This window comes from Nocardiopsis oceanisediminis (genome assembly GCF_048595525.1).
In the GTDB taxonomy this organism is placed as follows: domain Bacteria; phylum Actinomycetota; class Actinomycetes; order Streptosporangiales; family Streptosporangiaceae; genus Nocardiopsis_A; species Nocardiopsis_A oceanisediminis.
Genome location: NZ_JAFMZJ010000001.1, coordinates 4,522,777 through 4,540,094, shown reverse-complemented (window position 1 = coordinate 4,540,094; position 17,318 = coordinate 4,522,777). Strand labels below are relative to the sequence as shown.

Annotated in this window: 14 protein-coding genes; 6 read left to right on the top strand and 8 right to left on the bottom strand. The window is 76.1% G+C overall.

The window, feature by feature from the left end; all coding sequences use genetic code 11:
- Nucleotide 1: 1 nt before the first annotated feature.
- A complete protein-coding gene (locus tag J0910_RS20190) occupies nucleotides 2–787 on the bottom strand; it encodes a MerR family transcriptional regulator (protein ID WP_420160111.1) in 786 nt (261 codons plus the stop codon).
- Nucleotides 788–807: 20 nt separating this feature from the next.
- Nucleotides 808–2,298 carry an FAD-dependent monooxygenase gene (locus J0910_RS20185; RefSeq protein WP_420160110.1) on the bottom strand — a complete coding sequence of 497 codons (1,491 nt, stop codon included), beginning with the start codon at nucleotides 2,296–2,298 and terminating at the stop codon, nucleotides 808–810.
- A 132-nt stretch (nucleotides 2,299–2,430) separates the two neighbouring features.
- On the opposite strand from J0910_RS20185, the gene J0910_RS20180 reads away from it, so the two are divergent.
- Nucleotides 2,431–3,462 (top strand): methyltransferase, encoded by a 1,032-nt coding sequence (locus J0910_RS20180; protein ID WP_420160109.1) that lies wholly within the window; start codon nucleotides 2,431–2,433, stop codon nucleotides 3,460–3,462.
- Between the two features lie 80 nt (nucleotides 3,463–3,542).
- On the opposite strand, the gene J0910_RS20175 is transcribed toward J0910_RS20180, so the two are convergent.
- The 3 genes from J0910_RS20175 to J0910_RS20165 all read right to left on the bottom strand — a co-directional run bounded on the left by J0910_RS20175 (nucleotide 3,543) and on the right by J0910_RS20165 (nucleotide 7,209).
- Nucleotides 3,543–6,122: a penicillin acylase family protein gene (locus J0910_RS20175; RefSeq protein WP_420160108.1), complete on the bottom strand. Its 2,580-nt coding sequence runs from the start codon at nucleotides 6,120–6,122 to the stop codon at nucleotides 3,543–3,545.
- Nucleotides 6,123–6,202: 80 nt separating this feature from the next.
- Nucleotides 6,203–6,523, bottom strand: coding sequence for an AzlD domain-containing protein (locus J0910_RS20170; protein ID WP_420160107.1), 321 nt, complete (start codon nucleotides 6,521–6,523; stop codon nucleotides 6,203–6,205).
- Nucleotides 6,520–7,209 (bottom strand): AzlC family ABC transporter permease, encoded by a 690-nt coding sequence (locus tag J0910_RS20165; protein ID WP_420160106.1) that lies wholly within the window; start codon nucleotides 7,207–7,209, stop codon nucleotides 6,520–6,522. The genes J0910_RS20170 and J0910_RS20165 overlap by 4 nt, the downstream gene beginning before the upstream one ends.
- A gap of 54 nt (nucleotides 7,210–7,263) precedes the next feature.
- Between J0910_RS20165 and J0910_RS20160 the strand changes: the two genes are divergently transcribed.
- A complete protein-coding gene (locus tag J0910_RS20160; RefSeq protein WP_420160105.1) occupies nucleotides 7,264–7,830 on the top strand; it encodes a helix-turn-helix domain-containing protein in 567 nt (188 codons plus the stop codon).
- Between the two features lie 46 nt (nucleotides 7,831–7,876).
- On the opposite strand, the gene J0910_RS20155 is transcribed toward J0910_RS20160, so the two are convergent.
- On the bottom strand, nucleotides 7,877–8,476 hold the full coding sequence (locus J0910_RS20155) for a Uma2 family endonuclease (protein WP_420160104.1): 600 nt from the start codon (nucleotides 8,474–8,476) through the stop codon (nucleotides 7,877–7,879).
- A 156-nt stretch (nucleotides 8,477–8,632) separates the two neighbouring features.
- On the opposite strand from J0910_RS20155, the gene J0910_RS20150 reads away from it, so the two are divergent.
- Nucleotides 8,633–10,651 (top strand): tetratricopeptide repeat protein, encoded by a 2,019-nt coding sequence (locus J0910_RS20150; RefSeq protein ID WP_420160103.1) that lies wholly within the window; start codon nucleotides 8,633–8,635, stop codon nucleotides 10,649–10,651.
- An 8-nt stretch (nucleotides 10,652–10,659) separates the two neighbouring features.
- Here the strand turns inward: J0910_RS20150 and J0910_RS20145 are convergent, their stop codons facing one another.
- Nucleotides 10,660–10,917 carry a DUF397 domain-containing protein gene (locus tag J0910_RS20145; RefSeq protein ID WP_420160102.1) on the bottom strand — a complete coding sequence of 86 codons (258 nt, stop codon included), beginning with the start codon at nucleotides 10,915–10,917 and terminating at the stop codon, nucleotides 10,660–10,662.
- Nucleotides 10,918–11,120: 203 nt separating this feature from the next.
- Here J0910_RS20145 and J0910_RS20140 point away from each other — a divergent pair, with 203 nt between their 5' ends.
- Nucleotides 11,121–11,678 (top strand): hypothetical protein, encoded by a 558-nt coding sequence (locus tag J0910_RS20140; protein ID WP_420160101.1) that lies wholly within the window; start codon nucleotides 11,121–11,123, stop codon nucleotides 11,676–11,678.
- Nucleotides 11,679–12,190: 512 nt separating this feature from the next.
- Nucleotides 12,191–13,420 (top strand): M20 metallopeptidase family protein, encoded by a 1,230-nt coding sequence (locus J0910_RS20135; RefSeq protein WP_420160100.1) that lies wholly within the window; start codon nucleotides 12,191–12,193, stop codon nucleotides 13,418–13,420.
- 1,289 nt (nucleotides 13,421–14,709) lie between these two features.
- Here the strand turns inward: J0910_RS20135 and J0910_RS20130 are convergent.
- Nucleotides 14,710–15,714: an Lrp/AsnC family transcriptional regulator gene (locus J0910_RS20130; RefSeq protein WP_420160099.1), complete on the bottom strand. Its 1,005-nt coding sequence runs from the start codon at nucleotides 15,712–15,714 to the stop codon at nucleotides 14,710–14,712.
- Between the two features lie 155 nt (nucleotides 15,715–15,869).
- Between J0910_RS20130 and J0910_RS20125 the strand changes: the two genes are divergently transcribed.
- Nucleotides 15,870–17,291 (top strand): MFS transporter, encoded by a 1,422-nt coding sequence (locus J0910_RS20125; RefSeq protein WP_420160098.1) that lies wholly within the window; start codon nucleotides 15,870–15,872, stop codon nucleotides 17,289–17,291.
- Nucleotides 17,292–17,318: the final 27 nt, after the last annotated feature.

The following is a 17,318-nucleotide window of genomic DNA, read 5'->3' as shown; positions in this document are numbered from 1 at the left end:
GTCAGGGGGCGGGGCGCTCGCCCGCCCCCTCCTCCCCCTCGCCGCCGAGGCGCAGCATCACCTCGCGGATGACGCGGCGCTGCGCCGGGGGGAAGGAGTCGAGGAGCCCCGAGGCGAGCTTCCCCGCGGCCTCGGCCGACTCCGGGGCCGGCACCGCGGACATCAGCGGCCTGGCCAGCTCGACCAGGTCCTCGACGAGCCGGTCGGCCTCGGCGCCGCCCGGATCGGTGTGCGCCAGGTCGACGAAGCGCGCCATGACCCCGCCGATCCCCTCCCCGTCCGGGCCGGCGCCCCCGCCGGGGGAGGGGGACGGCGGGCGGAGGGAGGACTCCTCCTCCACGATCAGCGACAGGAGCTGGGCCGCGGCCCGCTCCTGGTCGATGAGGTCCGGGGCGACCCCGTGCTCGGCGAGCACGTGGGCCCAGCCCGCCCAGACCGGCCCGGCGCTCTCCTGGTGGGACTGGTCGTGCTCGGCCCGCAGCCGCGCGATCATCAGCCGGCGCTGCTCCAGCTCGCGCTGCTGCCGGGCGATCTCCTCCTCCCACTCCCGGAGGGCCGTGCCGAGGTCCTCGTCGTCGGCGTCGAGGAGCTCGGCGCACCGGTCGAGGGGCAGGTCCAGCTCGCGGAGGGCGAGGACGCGCTTGAGGGTGTGCACGGTGCCGATGTCGTACCTGCGGTGGCCCAGCTCGTCGCGGCCGGGCTCGGGGACGACGCCGCGCTCATGGTAGAAGCGGAGGGTGCGCGGTGTCGTTCCGAGGAGCCGGGCGGCCTCTCCAATGGTGAGCATGCCCCATTATGGCCATGCCGCTAGGCGGCGGCCCGCCGGTGGCCGAGGACGATCCTGGAGAGCGTGTCCAGCTCCTCGGCCCCCATGTCGGCGGGGGCGATCGCCCCGACGTGGCGGTCCGGGCGCACCACCAGCACGCTCTCGCCCCGCAGCCCCCACTGCCCGGGCGGGTCGGGCACCCGGACCACCGGCAGGCCGGCGGGGGGGAGGTCCGGTCCCCGCCCGCAGAGCACGAACGCCGCGCGGCCGGCCAGCGAGTCGCTGAGCCGGCGCTCCCCGGAGATCCTCGGGTCGCTCAGCCGGGACCCGACCAGGGAGTGGTCGCCGACCATCAGGGACCCGGACGAGGGGTAGGCGGAGTTGAGCATGGAGAGGCTGCGGGCCATGCTCAGGTTCATCCGGGGGAAGGACATGGCGACGGACAGCCCCTTGACCATCAGCTTCTTGGCCCAGCGGGGGGTGGACATCTCGGCCCGGGTGCCGGCGTCGATCTGCCGGGAGATGCTGCTGGTCATCAGCCCCCGGCACTCCTCCTCGTAGCTGTCCAGGAGCAGGTCCGCGTCGCCCCCGGCGAAGGCCTCCGCGAGCTTCCAGGCCAGGTTCTCCGCCTCGTTGATGCCGGCGTTGAGCCCCTGCCCGCCGATCGGGCTGATCAGGTGGGCGGCGTCGCCCGCGAGGAGGACCCGGCCGACCCGGTAGCGGCCGGCCACCCTCCGGTGCACGTTGAAGGTGCTGGCCCAGGTCGTGGTCGAGGAGACGTCCCCGAAGAGCGCCCGGACCCGGTGCCGGGCGGCGGCCTCCTCGTCGGCCCCCTCCGGGGGCGTGCTCCCCATGATCCGCCACTGCTCGGGGCCGAAGCGGATGCCGACCAGGAAGCCGGGCTCGTCCAGGGCGAACCGGAGCCAGCCCTCCGGGGAGGGGGAGATCCGCTCGTCGGAGAGGAGCATCCGGTCGTCGCTGGTCTCGCCCTCCATCGGGACGTCCGCGCAGCGCCGCACGGTGCTCCGCGCGCCGTCGGTCCCCACCAGGTAGTCCGCCGAGAGCGTCGTCCGCCCGCCGTCCCGCTCCACGGTGGCCGACACCCCCGCGCCGTCCTGCTCGACGCGGACGCACTCGCCGGTGACCTCGGTGATGAGCGGGTCGCCGGCCACCCGCTCCCGGAGCACCTCCTCGGCGGTGTTCTGCGGGCACATGAGCGTTCCGGGAACCGGCGAGAGCTCCTCCAGGCCGGTGAAGTCCAGGCGGAGGAGAGGGCGCCCGCTGCGCGGATCGAGGGGCTCCAGCCGGGTGACGAACGTCCCCCTCTCCATCAAGTCGCCGAGGAAACCGAGATTGCGGAAGGTCTCCAGGGTCCGCGGCCAGAAATTCAATGCGCGGGATTCGCGGACCGCGTCGGGATCGCGCTCCACGATGGTGCTGCGGATTCCTTGGCGGGACAGGGCAAGTGCCAGGACGAGCCCGACCGGACCTGCGCCGATGATCAGGGTGGGGGTGCGGTCGATGTCGCTCAAAAGAACCCCTGCTCTGCAATTGCGGAGCGCGTCTTGATTTCCCGCTCCAGGTCTGATGAATTGATGGTCGCGATGCTAGCACCCGGGTTTCCCGATGTGTGCCGACCGTTTCATTCCCATGGGAGCCGTGTCATGTCCGACGCTGAATTCGATATCAAATCCCTTGTTCCCTCGCTGGTTTTCGGCTATATCACCTCGCGTATCGTCAGCGCCTCGGTCGTCCTCGGCGTCCCCGACGCGCTCGGGGAGGAGACCCGGCCCGCCCCGGAGGTCGCCAAGGAGCTCGGCTGCGAGGAGGGGCCGCTGCGGCGGATGCTCCGCGCCCTGGTGGTGGTCGGCCTGACCGAGGAGGCGGCCCCCGGGGAGTACCGGCTCACCGAGGTGGGCCGGTGGTTCCGGTCCGACGTCGAGGGGTCGGTGCGCCCGTACGCGCTGATGGCCGCCGCCCCGGGGATCTGGCGGGCCTGGTCGGGGACCGAGGAGGCGGTGCGGACCGGGCGCGACGCCTTCCGGGCCGCCAACGGCAAGGGCCTCTTCGAGCACTTGGAGGAGGAGCCCGAGGTCGGCCGCGCGTTCGACGGCGTCATGGCGGGCAACAGCGAGCTGATCTCGCCGGCCATCGTCAAGGACTGCGACTTCTCGGGGGACGGGGCGGTCATGGACGTCGGCGGCGGCAGCGGGGTGCTGCTCTCCTCGATCCTGGCCGCCGACCCCGGGATCCGGGGCGTGCTCTACGACCTCCCCGACGTGGTGGCCGAGGCCGGGCCGGTGCTGGAGGCCGCCGGCGTCGCGGACCGCTGCGAGGTCCGGGCCGGGAGCTTCTTCGACTCCGTCCCGGAGTTCGAGGGGGCGATCCTGCTCAAGAACCTGCTCAACGACTGGAACGACGAGGACACGGCGACGATCCTGGGCAAGTGCCGCGAGGCGCTGGGGGACCGGGAGGGGCGCCTGCTCATCGTCGCCCCGATCATCCCCGAGCGGGTGACCCCCGACGACGCGATCGCGGTCATCGGCGACTTCGAGATGCTGGTGACCACGGGCGGCAAGGAGCGCAGCGCCAAGGAGTACGAGGCCCTGCTGGCCTCCGCGGGCTTCCGGCTGGACCGGGTCGTCCCGCTCTCCGAGTTCCCCCAGTACTCGGTCGTGCACGGCACCCCGGTCTGACGGGGCGCGGAGGCGTCCCGCCGGCGGGACACCTCCGCGCGGCGCCGGCGGGCGCGGCGGGCCGCCCGCCGCCCGGGGCGTCACTCGGGGCGCAGCACCAGGGTGTCCTCCGCGGCCTCCGCCACCGCCCCGGGGGTGAACGGCATCGGGACGGTCTCCCCGGCGGCCCACATGTCCGTCATGTTCTGCCGCTGGGGATGGAAGGCGTGCCCGGAGGGGCCGGTCAGGTCGATCCACCGGGCGGTGTCGAAGTCGGCCAGGTCGACCGCCATCCGCATGGACGGGACGGTGGACACCGCGTAGCCCTCGGTGCGGTCCCAGCCGGTGGCGTTGACCGTGCTGGAACCGCCGGAGGCCGGCACCGGCGAGCCGTTGAACAGCCACTCCACCGGGGCGATGCCGGAGGTGCCGAACGAGGGGTGCACCGGGGTGAAGGCGTGCAGGTCGCCCCAGCGCCAGTCGGCGGGGTCGGGGCCGAGCCGGTCGGACAGCTCGTCGGCGGCCCGCTGCATCGCCGCGGAGAGCACCGCGTCGCGCCCGCTCGCCTCCGCCCCCTCCCACCACGCGGAGCCGGGGTCCTCCAGCAGCCGGGAGACCACCAGCCAGGCGCGGGAGCCCCCGTCGATCCGGTGCTCCTCGCCGAGCTCGTCGAAGAGCAGGTCGAGCAGGTGGTTCCAGGTGGCGTTGTAGAACGCGGCCGGCGCGGAGCCGGCGTCCTGCTGGAAGTCCCAGTCGGCGAGCAGGTCGCGGGCCTCGGCGGCGGTCCCCTCGGCGCCGGCCTCCAGCAGGTGCGGGACGACCTCGCGGGCGGCGCCGTTCTCCGCGTCCATCTGGATCGCGGACATGTCCTCCACGGTCAGCCCGCCCTCGGCGGACGCCTCCCGCAGCAGGTCGCGGATGCGCGCCGCCCGATAGCCGTAGTCCCAGTCCGCGGTGAGCATCCGCGGGTACTCCGAGCCGATCGCGGCCTGGTTCGCGGTGACGATCATCCCCGACCCGGGGTTCTCCGCGTAGGGCAGCTCCTCGAAGGGGACCGTGCCCTCCCAGTCGTGGTCGGAGTCCCAGCCGGGCGCGGGCCAGCGGCCGTCGCCCTCGCCGCGCACCGGGATCACCCCCGGCGCCTGGTAGCCGATGTTGCCCTCGGTGTCGGCGTAGACCAGGTTCTGCGCGGGCACCTCGAAGGCGCGGGCGGCCTCCCGGAAGGAGTCGAAGTCGTCGGCGGCGGCGATGGCGAAGATCGCGTCGGCGGTGCCGCCGGGCTCCAGCGCGGTCCAGCTCAGCGCCACCCCGTAGGAGGCCTCCTCGGCCTCGCCGACCGGTTCGCCGTCCGCGTCCACCGGCGCCTTCTCGCCGAACGCGCGCAGGTCGGCGGCGGCCCCGGCGTCGGAGAGCAGCGGCCCGTGCCGGGTGGAGCGCACGGTGAACTCCACGTCCTCCCCGCCGGCCACGGCGACGGTCTCGGCCCGGGTCTCCAGCGGCTCCTCCTCGCCGTCGACGATCGCGGCGTCCCCCTCGATCCGCTCCAGGTAGAGGTCGGCGACGTCGGGGCCGAGGTTGGTGAAGCCCCAGGCGATGTCGGCGTTGTGGCCGATCATGATCCCGGGCAGGCCGGGGAAGCCGAACCCGGTCAGGTCGAACGGGCACTCCGCGGACACCTCGGTGCAGTGCAGCCCGGTCTGGTGCCACACGCTGGGCATCTGCGCCCCCAGGTGCGGGTCGTTGGCGAGCAGCGGCATGCCCGACTCGGTGAACTCCCCGGAGACCACCCAGGAGTTCGAGCCCAGCTCGGGGGAGGGCGGCCCGAGCAGCTCGGGGATCGACCCGAGCCCGCCGGAGACCCGCTCCAGGGCGGCCGCCGCCTCCTCCGGGACCGCCGGGGCCTGCGCCTCGTCCGCGCCGTCCCCGCCGCCCTTCTCCGGTTCCCCGGGCTCGAAGGCGCCGCCGCGCACCTCGCCGTCCCCGACGATGACCGGGTGCTCCTCCTCGGGGTAGGCGGGGTAGAGCTCCTCCACCCGCTCCCGGTCGATCCCGGCGGCCAGCAGGCCGGCCCGCTCGATCTCGTCCTCCATGTTCCCGCGCAGGTCCCAGGCCATCGCCTTGAGCCAGGCGAGGCTGTCCACCGCGGTCCACTCCTCGATCTCCGCGCCGCCGTTCAACGCGCCCAGCACGGAGAACTCCAGGCCGAGCTCCCCGGCCTCGCGCTGCTCCAGGTAGGCGTTGACGCCCTCGGCGTAGGCGTCGAAGTAGGCCCGGGTCTCCGGCTCCAGCAGCTCGTACTCCTGCTCGGCGACGTGCCGCCAGCCCAGCGTCCGCAGGTAGACGTCGGTCTCCACCTGGTCCTCGCCGAACAGCTCGGCCAGCCGCCCGGCGGTGGTCATCCGGTTGAAGTGCATCTGCCAGAACCGGTCCTGCGCGTCCACGAACCCCTGCGCCCGGAACAGGTCCCCGGGGGTGTCGGCGTAGATCTGCGGAACACCGTGCGCGTCCCGGTGCACGGTGGCCTCACCGTCCAGCACCGGCACCACCAGTTCCCCGTCCACCTGGGGAAACGCGCGCCGAACGGTCCAATACCCGAGCCCCGCGGCGACCAGCCCGAGGGTGAGGAGAACGGACAGGGGGATGAGGATCCACCGCTTCACGCGGGGTGTGACACGGGCCATACCGGCGAGTTTAGACCGACCAGTCGGAAAGATCCCCGCGAGGGGCCCGCCTCCGGGCCGCCGGCTCCGCCGCCCCCCGGTCAGCCGATGCCGAGCAGGCGCAGGGCCGCGGTGCAGCCCGCCGCGGTGAGCAGGGCGGCGGCCAGGGGGAGCCGGGCCAGCGTGCACAGGCCGCCGGCGGCGACCCCGGCCAGGCGGGCGGTTCCGGCCGGCTCGGTGCCGTCGAAGAGGGTGGTGGAGACCAGTACCCCGGCGAGCAGCACGGCGACCGCGCGGTTCAGCGCCTCGTCGGTTCCGGGGGAGAGCGGCAGCCGGTCGCGGAGGAGCAGCCCTCCGGCGCGCAGGGCGTAGGTGCCCACCGCCAGCACGGCGAGGGCGGTCAGGAAGGCCGTGGTGCTCATCGGCGGGACCTCCGCTCCAGGGGGCGCAGCAGCGGGATCGCGGCCAGGCCGAGCAGGGCCGCGGGCGGGGCGGCGCCGGCCGGGAGCAAGGGGGTGCAGGCCGCGGCGATCAGCGCGCCGGCGGTGACGGCGGCCGCGGTCCGCCGGTCGCGCAGCGCCGGGACGACCATGGCGAGCAGGATGGTCGGGAAGACGGCGTCCAGGCCGAGCGCGGCGGGGTCGCCGGTCAGCGACCCCAGCGCGTAGCCGGCGAGGGCGCCGGCGGGCCAGGCGGCGGCGATGGCGAAGCCCCCGGCCCAGAACGCGGCCCGCCGCCCGGCCCCGTCCGGCCGGGCCAGGGAGAGCGCCACGGTCTCGTCGTTGACGAAGTGCGCCGCCAGCGCCCGGGACGGGCCCCGCCGCAGGAACGGCGCGACGGCCATCCCGTAGGCGAGGTTGCGCGTGTTGACCAGCAGCGCCGCCCCCGCGGCGAGCAGCGGGGCGGCGCCGGCGGCCAGTAGGCCGACGAGGACCAGCTCGGCGGAGCCCGCGAGCACCGCCACGGCCAGCGCCGCCACCTGCCACAGGGGGAACCCCGCGGCTTGGGCGATCGCCCCGTAGGAGGCGCCGACGAGCGCCACCGCCCCGGCGACGGCCGCCGCGTCCCCGAGCCCGGCCCCGGAAAGTGTTCTCTGTAGCGAACGCATGTCCATTATGTTGGCCGCATCGCGGTTGTTCGTCAAGGAGAACGAACGATCGCTATGCTGGACGGCATGGTGGAGTCCGGGCCGCTGAGCGGCCTCATCGCGGCGGCCCTCAAACGCGAGCGCGCCCGAACCGGGTACAGCATCTCCGAGCTGGCCCGCCGCGCCGAGGTGTCCAAGTCGACCGTCTCCCAGCTGGAGGCCGGCGCCGGGAACCCGAGCGTGGAGACCCTGTGGGCGCTCAGCACCGCCCTCGGCATCCCGTTCTCCCGCCTGGTCGACCCGCCGATGCCGCGCACCCGGCTGGTCCGCCGAGGGGAGGCCCCGGCCGTCCCCTCCGGGCGGGCCGACTACACCGCCGCCCTGCTCTCCTCCGGCGCGTCCGGCGCCCGCCGCGACATCTACCTGATCGAGGCGGAACCGGGCGACCAGCGCGAATCCGCCCCGCACCCCGAGGGCACCGTCGAGCACGTGGTCCTGGTCTCCGGCCGCGCCTCGGTCGGCCCCGCCGACTCCCCGTCCGAACTCTCCCCCGGCGATTACCTCTGCTACCCCGGCGACGAACCCCACGTCTTCCGCGCCCTCGACCCCGGCACCTCCGCCGTCCTCGTCTCCGAGGCCTGACCCGCCCGGAGGGCGGTCCGGAGGGCGGTGAGGGGGCCGGCGGCGCTCACCCGCCGCCGATCCGCCTCTTCCAGGTGGAATCGTCGGCGGTGAGCCAGTGCGGCACCAGCTTCACCGGGAAGGGGGCGTCGGTCTCGAAGAGGTCGAAGTCCACGGACTCGGAGGCGCCGCGGTAGGCCCCGCCGTCCAGGCGGAACTCGATGACGCTCGGGGCGAGCGGGTCCGGCATGACGATCCAGTACCACTCGACGCCGAAAGCGGCGTACTCGTTCCTTTTAGTGTGGTGGTCGCGGAACCGGCTCTCCGGGGAGACCACTTCGACGGCCAGGGCCGGTGGATCCGCGAAATAGCCGGAGGCCGGAAGGCTCTTATCTCCGAAGACTGAAAGGTCCGGGATGCGGTGGTGGGTCCGGTCCGCATTGAGGTCGATCCCGGTTCCCTGGAAGATCTCGAACCCCGGCGGGCAGGCGGATTCCAGGCACCAGGCCAGCCGGTGCTCGGCGCGGCCGTGCGCGGGCTTGGGGGCCGGAGACACGTCAAGCCTCCCGCAGACCAGCTCGTAGCGGTCGCCGTCCTCGGGCAACCGCTCCAGGTCGTCGACGGTCAGCGGCCGCGGCTCCGTCTCCCCGATGCCCATGATGGACATACTGCCTCCTCGATCGCATGTGAGGAGACCACTGTCCAGGCCGCTTTCCGGTTGCGGACGGGTATTCGCAGAGTCGCGGCGGATCCGTCCGGGCAGGGGCGCCGGACCGGGAGGGCGGGCCCTCCGCCCCGGCCGGGCGGGCACTACCGTGATCCCATGCCCGACGCCCCCTCCTCCAGGAACACCGTCCGCGGCGACCTCTACGGCTCGCTGCTGCAGGCCCGCGACGTCCACGGCGACGTGCACATCCACTCCGCCGCGCGGTCGGGGCCGCGCGCCGACGTCTGCCTGGACGCGCCCCGGCCCGCCACCCGGGTCCGCGGGCGGGACCGGCTGCTCGCCGCGCTCACCGGCGCGATGGCCGGCGGCGACCCCCGGCCGCAGGTGCTGACCGGCCCCGGCGGGATCGGGAAGTCCACCGTCGCCGCCGAACTGGCCCGGCGCGCCGCCGAGCAGGGGCGCACCGTGTGGTGGGTGCGCCCGGGCGGCGTGGCCGCGTCCGTCCTGGAGGCCGCCGTCGAGCTGGGCGGCGACCCGGACGAGGCCGCCCGGCTGGCCGGCGCGCCCCGGCGGGCGGCCCGCTGGGCCTGGAACCTGCTGGACGCGGCGGACCGCCCGTGGCTGCTGGTCTTCGACAACGCCGACCGCCCCGAGGAGCTCGACCCGGACGACCGGCCCGGCGCGGGCGTCGGCTGGCTGCGCGGCAGCCCGCGCGGAACCGTGCTGGTGACCACCAGGACGGCCGACCCGGGCACCTGGGCGCCCGCGGCGCTGCACCCGGTCGAGCCGCTGGCCGGGGCCGACGCGGCCGCGGTGCTCGCCGACCACGCCGGCGCGGCCGCCGCGGACGGCGCCGCCGAACTGGCCGAGCGCCTCGGCGGGTTCCCGCTCGCCCTGGCCCTGGCGGGCAGGGCGATGGCCGCCCACCCGACCCTCTTCCCCGGCTTCCGCGAGCTCGGCGGCCACCTCGCCGCGTCGGCGGTGCGCATCGACGACCTGGTCCGCCCGCTGGGCGGGCGGGGCCCGACACTGGCCGGCACGCTCCGGGCGTCGGTGCGGGCGCTGTCCGGCACGCCCCAGGCGGAGCCCCTGCTCGACCTGCTCGCGCTCCTCGGCGCCGAAGGGGCGGAGGTGCCGCTGCGCCGCCTCCCGGTGCGGCTGCTCCGCGGCGGCCGCGCCGACACCGGCCCCGGGCCGCTGGACGAGGCCGCGGCGGCCCGCGCGCTCAACGCACTGGCGGTGCACGGCCTGGCCGCCGTGGTGGAGGTGCACGGGGAGCGCGCGCTCCGCCTGCACCCGCTGATCGGCGAGACCGTCCGGGCCGGCCTGGGCGAGGGCGCGGCGGAGGCGGCGGAGCAGGCCGAGCGGCTGCTGCGCGCCGCGCCCGACCGCGACCCGGCCATGGAGCACGCCGCCCACCGGGCGGTGGCGGAGGTCCGCGCCGCCGCGCTGGGCGAGGACCACCCGGACGCGCTCGCCGCCGCACTGGACCGGGACCGGCTGCTGCTCGTGCGGGGCGACCCGGCCGCCGCCCGGCGCGCCCTCGCCGCGCTCGCCGCCCGCGCGGAGCAGGCCCTCGGCCCGGAGCACCCGGTGGCGCTGCGCGCGCGCCACCTGCACGGCGACGCCCTGCTCCAGCTCGGCCGGCTGGACGAGGCCGAGCAGGTGTACCGGGCCGAGTACGAGGCGCGCGGCCGCCTCCCCGGCGGAGGGGGCGCCGAGGCGCTGAGCGCCCTGCACCAGATCGCGCTGGTCGCGGTGCGGCGCGGCGACCTCCCGGCGGCCGCGGAGCGGTTCCGCGCCGTGCTGGAGCAGGGGGCGGAGCCGTTCGGCGCGGACCACCCCGTGCTGCTCCAGGCCCGGCAGAACCTGGCCTTCACCGCGATCCGGCTGGGCGAGCGGGAGACCGCCGAGCGCGAACTCGCCGAGGTCGTCGCGGTCAAGGAGCGGCTGCACGGGCCGGAGCACTCCGAGGCGGTGGACGCCCGCTACTACGTCGCGCTGAACGAGCTGGAGAACGGGGACGCGGCCGCCGCGGTGCAGGGCTTCGCCGGGGTCGCCCAGGGGTGGGAGCGGACCCTCGGCGCGGACCACCCCCGCACCCGGCTGGCCCGCGAGCGGCTGGCGCAGGCCGAGGAGCGCGCGGCCCGGGAGGGCGCCGGCCGGCAGGGGTGAGCCGGGGCCTACAGCGCGCCGCCGCGCACCGAGCGGACGAGCGCGGCCCACTCACCGAGGGGGAGCGCCAGCCGGGCGAGGCCGGGGTGGCGGGAGTCCCGGAGCAGCACCCGCGGCTCGGCGGAGGCGGTTCCGCCGAGGGGCGCGCCCCGGCGCGGGCGCGGCGCGGCGAACTCCACGCAGGTCCCGGTCTCCGCGGAGCTGTGGCTGCTCCGCACCCAGGGGCCCGGCTCCCAGGCAGGCGGGCGGTCCGGCGTGCGCGGCATTCGGGCCTCCTCTGCGCGGTAACGGAGGGCCCCAGTATGGCCGTACGGGTGGCAGCCGGCGGACGGAGGCCGCCGGTGCGGGCGGACGGCCCGGGCCGGCGCGCGGGGCCGTGACGGACCTGGGACTCCGCCGTTGCCGTTCCGGTGGCGGCGGCCCGCGATCATGGGACCGCCGGCGGCGGAGCGACGGGTGGAGGCGGCGGATGAGCGGCGGACTTCGGCACGGGCTGGGGGCGGTGTACGGGGTGGCGCTGCTGCTCCTGGTCCCGCTGGTACTGGGCACCGGCCTCGGGTGGCTCCAGCGGGGGATCGCGATGTTCCAGTTCACCCACTGGGAGCCGCTGGTCGGAGCGGTGCTGGTGGTGGCCGGGGCGGTCCTGGTCGGCCTGGCGACGGCGCCGTGGATGTCGCCGGTGGCCGGCCTGGTCTCCGGTGCCCTGTTCACCCTGTACGGGATCGGCCAGCTGGCCTTCTTCGGCCTCGGCGGCGGCCTGGGGGCGCTGCTGCACCTCGACCCGATGTGGATGAGCAGCGGAATGGCGATCTACCTGCTGCTCGGCCCGGTACTGCTGATGACGGCGGTGTGGCCGTCGCGCTGGCGGTCGCCGCAGGCGCAGGGGCGGCGCGGCGTGCCGGTCCCGCCGCCCTCCTGGCCGCCGGCCGGCGGCGCCCCGACCGGCGGCGCGCAGCCGGGGCCCGGCGCCCCTCCGGGCGACGCTCCCCGCTACCCGGAGGCCCCGGACGGCCCGTCCGGCCGCTGAGCGTACCCGTTCTTTCCCCGGGAGGCGGAACCCCGGCCGGGCCCGGTGCCGGGGGCGCGGAGGCCGCACCGGTCGGCCGGGCCGGAGGACCGGCGTCCCGGCGGTGACGGCCCGGCCGCGGCGCATCCGAACAGGAACCGGCCGCCCCGGCCCGGCCCGAACGCCGCCTCCGGCGGCAGGATCGGCGGTCGACCGCGCCGGCACCGGACCGCACCGCGGAGCGGCGGAGGCGCAGTCGGTGCAGCGGCCCCGCGCGGTAGGGCCGGAGCGGGCACAGGCCGAGCGCAGGCGCGCACCGAACCGAACCGCGGTCGGCGGGCGGCGCCGGGACCCGGTGCGGATCGGCCGCAGGCGCCCGCTTCGCCGACCGGTCCCGGCTCCCGCCTGGCACCGGGGCGGCCCTTTCCGGACCGGAGGGGGCCGGAAACGGACGATCCGTGCAGATCGCGGCGGCCGGGCGGGGCCGGGGGGAAGCTGGGGCGGCCGACCGTCCCCGACCTCCGGGAGCCCGAGTGACGTCCTCCGCCGCTTCCTCCGCAGCATCCTCCCTCCGCGCCTCCGCCGCCGCGATCCAGGACGACCTGGTGCGGCTCCGCCGGGCCCTGCACCGCGAACCGGAACTGGGACTGCAGCTCCCGCTGACCCAGGCGAAGGTGCTCGAGGCACTGCGCGGGCTGCCGGTGGAGGTGACCACCGGCACCGCGCTCAGCTCGGTCACCGCGGTCCTGCGCGGCGGCCGCCCCGGCCCGGCGGTGCTGCTCCGGGGGGACATGGACGCGCTCCCGGTGCACGAGGAGACCGGCCTGGACCACGCCTCGCACCTCCCCGGGCGGATGCACGCCTGCGGGCACGACCTGCACACCGCCGTGCTGGTCGGCGCGGTCCGGCTGCTGGCCGAGCGGCGCGCGGAGCTCCCCGGCGACGTGGTGTTCATGTTCCAGCCGGGGGAGGAGGACGGCGGCGGCGCCCGCCTGATGATCGAGGAGGGGGTGCTGGAGGCCGCCGGGTCCCGGCCGGTCGCCGCCTACGCGCTGCACGTGAGCTCGGCCGGGCGCCGCAGCGGCGTGTTCGCCTGCCGCGGCGGCACCGCGATGGCCTCCGCCGACCGGCTGACGGTCGAGGTGCACGGCCGCGGCGGGCACGGCTCCGCCCCGCACACCGCGCTGGACCCGGTGCCGGCCGCCTGCGAGATGGTCACCGCGCTGCAGACGATGGTGACCCGCAGGTTCGACGTGTTCGACCCGGTCGTGGTGGGCGTCGGCCGGTTCCGCGCGGGCGACGCCGACAACGTGATCCCGGACCGCGCCGAATTCGAGGCGACGATCCGCTCGTTCTCCCCGGAGAGCCGGGAGCGGGTGCGGCGGGAGGCCGCCCGGGTGGTGCGCGGGGTGGCCGAGGCGCACGGGCTCCGCGCCGACGCCGAGTACGAGCTGAGCTACCCGGTCACCGTCAACGACGCGGCCGAGGCGGACTTCGCCGCGCGCACGGTCCGCGAGGTGTTCGGCGCCGACCGCTACGAGGAGCAGCCCGAGCCGATGACCGCTTCGGAGGACTTCTCCTTCGTCGCCGAGCAGGTGCCCGCCGCGTTCCTGATGCTGGGCGCCACCCCGCCGCAGGCCGACCCGGACGCCGCCCCGTTCAACCACTCCGCGCACGCGGTCTTCGACGACGCGGTCCTCGGCGACGGCGCCGCCCTCCTGGCCGAACTGGCCCTGCGCCGCCTGGCCGCCGAACCGCGCTGACCCGGCCCCGCTCCTCCCCGCCTCTCCCCGATGATCTCGACGTTGTCGCCGTCTCAAAGCCGACGGTTTCCAGTGTCCGCTGCAATACCGCCCGCCAGAGGACGGGAGGGGGCCGGCCGGTCGGTCGAGCGCGGCGCTGCACGGGGTGGAGGTTCAGACGGGCGGCGACGGCGCCGGTAGGGGCGGGGTGCAGGTGGCCGCCCGGGCGCGGTGCCTCACGGGGCCGAGGTTCAAGCAGGCGGCGAGGGCGGGCAGGGGACCGGCCGGTCGGTCGGGCTCGGCGCTGCACGGGGTGGAGGTTCAGACGGGCGGCGACGGCGCCGGTAGGGGCGGGGTGCAGGTGGCCGCCCGGGCGCGGTGCCTCACGGGGCCGAGGTTCAAGCAAGCGGCGAAGGTGGGAAGGGGCAGCGCCCCGGCGAAGGTGGAGGTGGGCCCGCCCGCGCCCCGCCCGTCAGGGGGCCGTATCCCCTATGCCGGGTTCGCGGCGGGGATCGGGCAGGGGCAGGGCGCCCTGCGCACCTCCGCGGCACCCCGATTACATCTACCAGCGAGTAGTAAGCCCCAAGACCCCCACCACCCCCTTCCCGGTTACCCAGAGTGGCCAAGGCGGCCCTTATCGGCAGGGCAAATACGACATCTCGCCCCCACGCCCGCCCTCCCCGGGTTCCGGCCCCCTGCATCCCGGCCTTCCGGGCTGCTCAAACCCCCGATCACCGGCCCGATCGGCCCCAATCGGGCCTGCCAGGGGCCGATCCGGGCCGGGATGCGCGCCCAGGAATCATCGAGGTGCTCTCGCGGTGCGCAGGGCGCCCTACCCCGCCATCACCCTACGTATTCGCCCAGGTCGGAGCGGGGCGGTGGTTTCAGTGGCGGCTGGCCCCGGCGCTCGGGCAACGCGGGCACGGCGATCCCGCCCCCGGCCCCACCTCTGCCGCCCCCACCCTGCCCCGCCGCGCTCGACCGACCAGCCGGTTCCCCTGCTCGCCCTCTCCGCCTGCTTGAACCCCTGCCCCGTGAGGCGCCGCGCCCGGGCGGCCACCTGCACCCCGCCCCTACCGGCGCCGTCGCCGCCCGTCTGAACCTGCACTCCGCGAGGCGCCGCGCCCGCCCGACCGACCGGCGCGCCCTCCCGCCTTCGCTGCCCGCTCGGACCTTCGCTCCGCGATGCGCCGCGCCCGGTCGGGGCACCTCCCGTCCCTCGCCCCTCCCCGGGTTCCCCGTTGCAACGGCCACTTGGCGACAAGGGCTCTGAGGTGGCGACAACGTCAAGATCATCGCCCGGGTGCGGGTCAGCCGGGCGGTGCGGCCCAGGGGTCCATCGGGACCCGGGTGCGGGCCAGTCCGTCCTCGTCCAGGAGGCGGCCCATCAGCTTCACGGTGCGCAGGGTCAGCTGCCGGTCCACCACCCGCACCCGGGGCCGCCCCCGGGTCGCCAGGGCCTCGATCCGGGGCAGGTCGACCAGGCGCCGCGCCACCACCACCAGCAGCAGGTTGGCCGGGCCCGCGGTCAGCGCGCACAGCCGCGCCTGGGGGAGCAGGCCGAGGCCGTGGGCGGCCTCCTCCAGCTCCTCGGCGGGGACGTCCAGGCGCAGCAGCGCCGTCTCCGGCCACCCGGTCAGCCGGGCCGACGCGTCGCAGCGCAGCACCGCCCGGCCCGAGTCGAGCAGCTCGGCGACCCGGCGCCGGACGGTGGTCACCGGGATCCCGGTCCGCTCGCTCAGCTCCGCGTGCGGCATCCGACCGTCCTCGCCCAGCGCCAGCATCAGCTCCCGGTCCCGGGGCCGGTCCCGGGCGGAGCCGCGACCGGAGGCCGACCGCTCCCCGATCGCCTGTCGCTGCCCGGCGTCGAGCGTGCCCAGCCGCCACCGGCTGCCCTCCCGCACCACGTGCAGCAGCGGGTCGGTGCGGGTGCGCAGCACGCCGGGGACCCGGGCGACCCGCTGCTCGACGTAGCGGGTCAGCTCCCGCAGGTCCGCGGAGAACACGGTGAGCAGCAGGTCGGCCCGGCCGGCCAGCACCTCCACCGTGGCGGCCCGCGGGTCGCGCGCGAGCACGCCGGCGACCTCGGCGGCCCGCGACGCCTCGCACTCCACCTCCACCATCGCGCTGGCCGGGCCGCCGTCCGCGGCGCCGCCCGGGTAGCAGGTCACCCACGCCTCCCCAGAGGAGGAGAGCCGGGCCCAGCGGCGGGACAGCGTCGCGGCATCGACGCCGAGCGGGCCGGCCAGCGCGGACCAGGGCGCGCGCGGGTCCCGCTGCAGCGCCCCGACCAGGGAGAGGTCCAGCTCGTCCACGGCGGCCCCTACGGCCGATCCGTGCAGCGGGGGCGGAGGGCGGGCCGATCCGTGCGGTTCGGCGCCGCGCCGCACCTGTGCGGTGATCCTGAACCGAGTTCGGTCGACGCAGACCGCATCGCCACCATCCCCCGTCCCATCAGCAAGGATCGCCCATGCCCGCTTCCACACCGGCGGTCGGCCGCCGGTCGGCCGCCTTCGTCGGCTTCCTCGTCTTCATCGAGCTGTGCAGCGGAGTCCTCCAGGGAGGGTTCCCGGTGCTGCTCCCGGCCATCGGCGCCGAACTCGGGCTGGGCCCCGGGGACCTGAGCACCGCGTTCTCCGTTGAGCTCCTCGCCTCGGGCCTCGCCCTGCCGCTGCTCGCCCGGCTCGGCGACATCTTCGGGCACCGGAGGCTGATCCAGATTACCGTCGTCGTCACCCTGGCGGGCTATGCGCTGGTGGCGCTGGCGGACGGCTTCGCCCTGCTGATCGTCGGCCGGATCCTCTCCGGCGCGCTGGCCTGCTGGCTGCCGCTGGAGTTCGCCATCGTCCGGGACCGGCTCGGCACCGAGCGCTCGGGCCCGGCCATCGGCCTGCTCGTCGGGGCGCTCTCCGTCGGCGTCTCGTTCGGGGCGCTCGCGGTCGGCCTGATCGACGACGCGGCCTCCTCGGTCCGCGTCTCGCTGTGGGTGCTGGTCGCCCTGCTCGCCGCCTGCCTGCTGGTCAGCCTGTTCCTCATCCCGGAATCGGAGGTGCGCTCCCGGGGCCGGGTGGACTGGGTCGGCGGCGCCCTGGTCGCCCTGGGCCTCGGGCTGGCGTTCGACGGGATCGCCGCGCTGGCCTCCGCGCCCGGCCGGGCCGGCGCCGAGCTGCTGGCCGGGGCGGTGCTGCTGGCCCTGTTCGTCCGCTACGAGGCGCGCATCGCCGACCCGCTGATCGACGTCCGGGTGATGAGCGGCAGGACGCTGGCGCCGGTGTACTGGCTCAGCATGATGCTGGGGCTCTCCCTCTACGGGTCGCTGACCTCGGCCCCGACCTTCGCCGCCACCGACCCGGCGCACGGCTACGGCTGGGGCCTGGCCACCCTGGGCGTCTCCGCGGTGAGCATGTGCTCCGCGCTGGGCATCCTGGCCGGCGGCCTGGCGGCGGACCGGGCCGCGCGGCTGCTCGGCGAGCGCGCGGTGCTGGCCGTCGGGTTCGCGCTCTCCGCGGCCGGCTACGCCGCGATCGCGCTGCTGCACGCCCACCCCTGGCAGTTCGGGATCGGGCTGCTCGCCAACGGCCTGGGGGTGGGCCTGGCGATGAGCGCCATCCCGCTGTTCATCATCCGCCGCACCCCGGCGGACCGCACCGCCGCCGCCACCGGCGTGTACAACACGCTGAAGGCGCTGGCCGGGGGCATCGCCGGCGCGGTCTTCGGCACGGTGCTCAACCGGATGGCCCTCCCTGGCACCCCCGACGTCCCCCGCGAGGGCGGCTACATCGCGATCTGGGCGGGCTGCGCCGTGCTCTGCCTGGTCGCGGTGGCCATCGCGGCGGCCCTGCGCGCCCCCGCCCCGGCCCCCGCCCCGGCCGAACACGACTCCCCGTCCTGACCCGGGAACGCCGCGGCCCCGGGGACG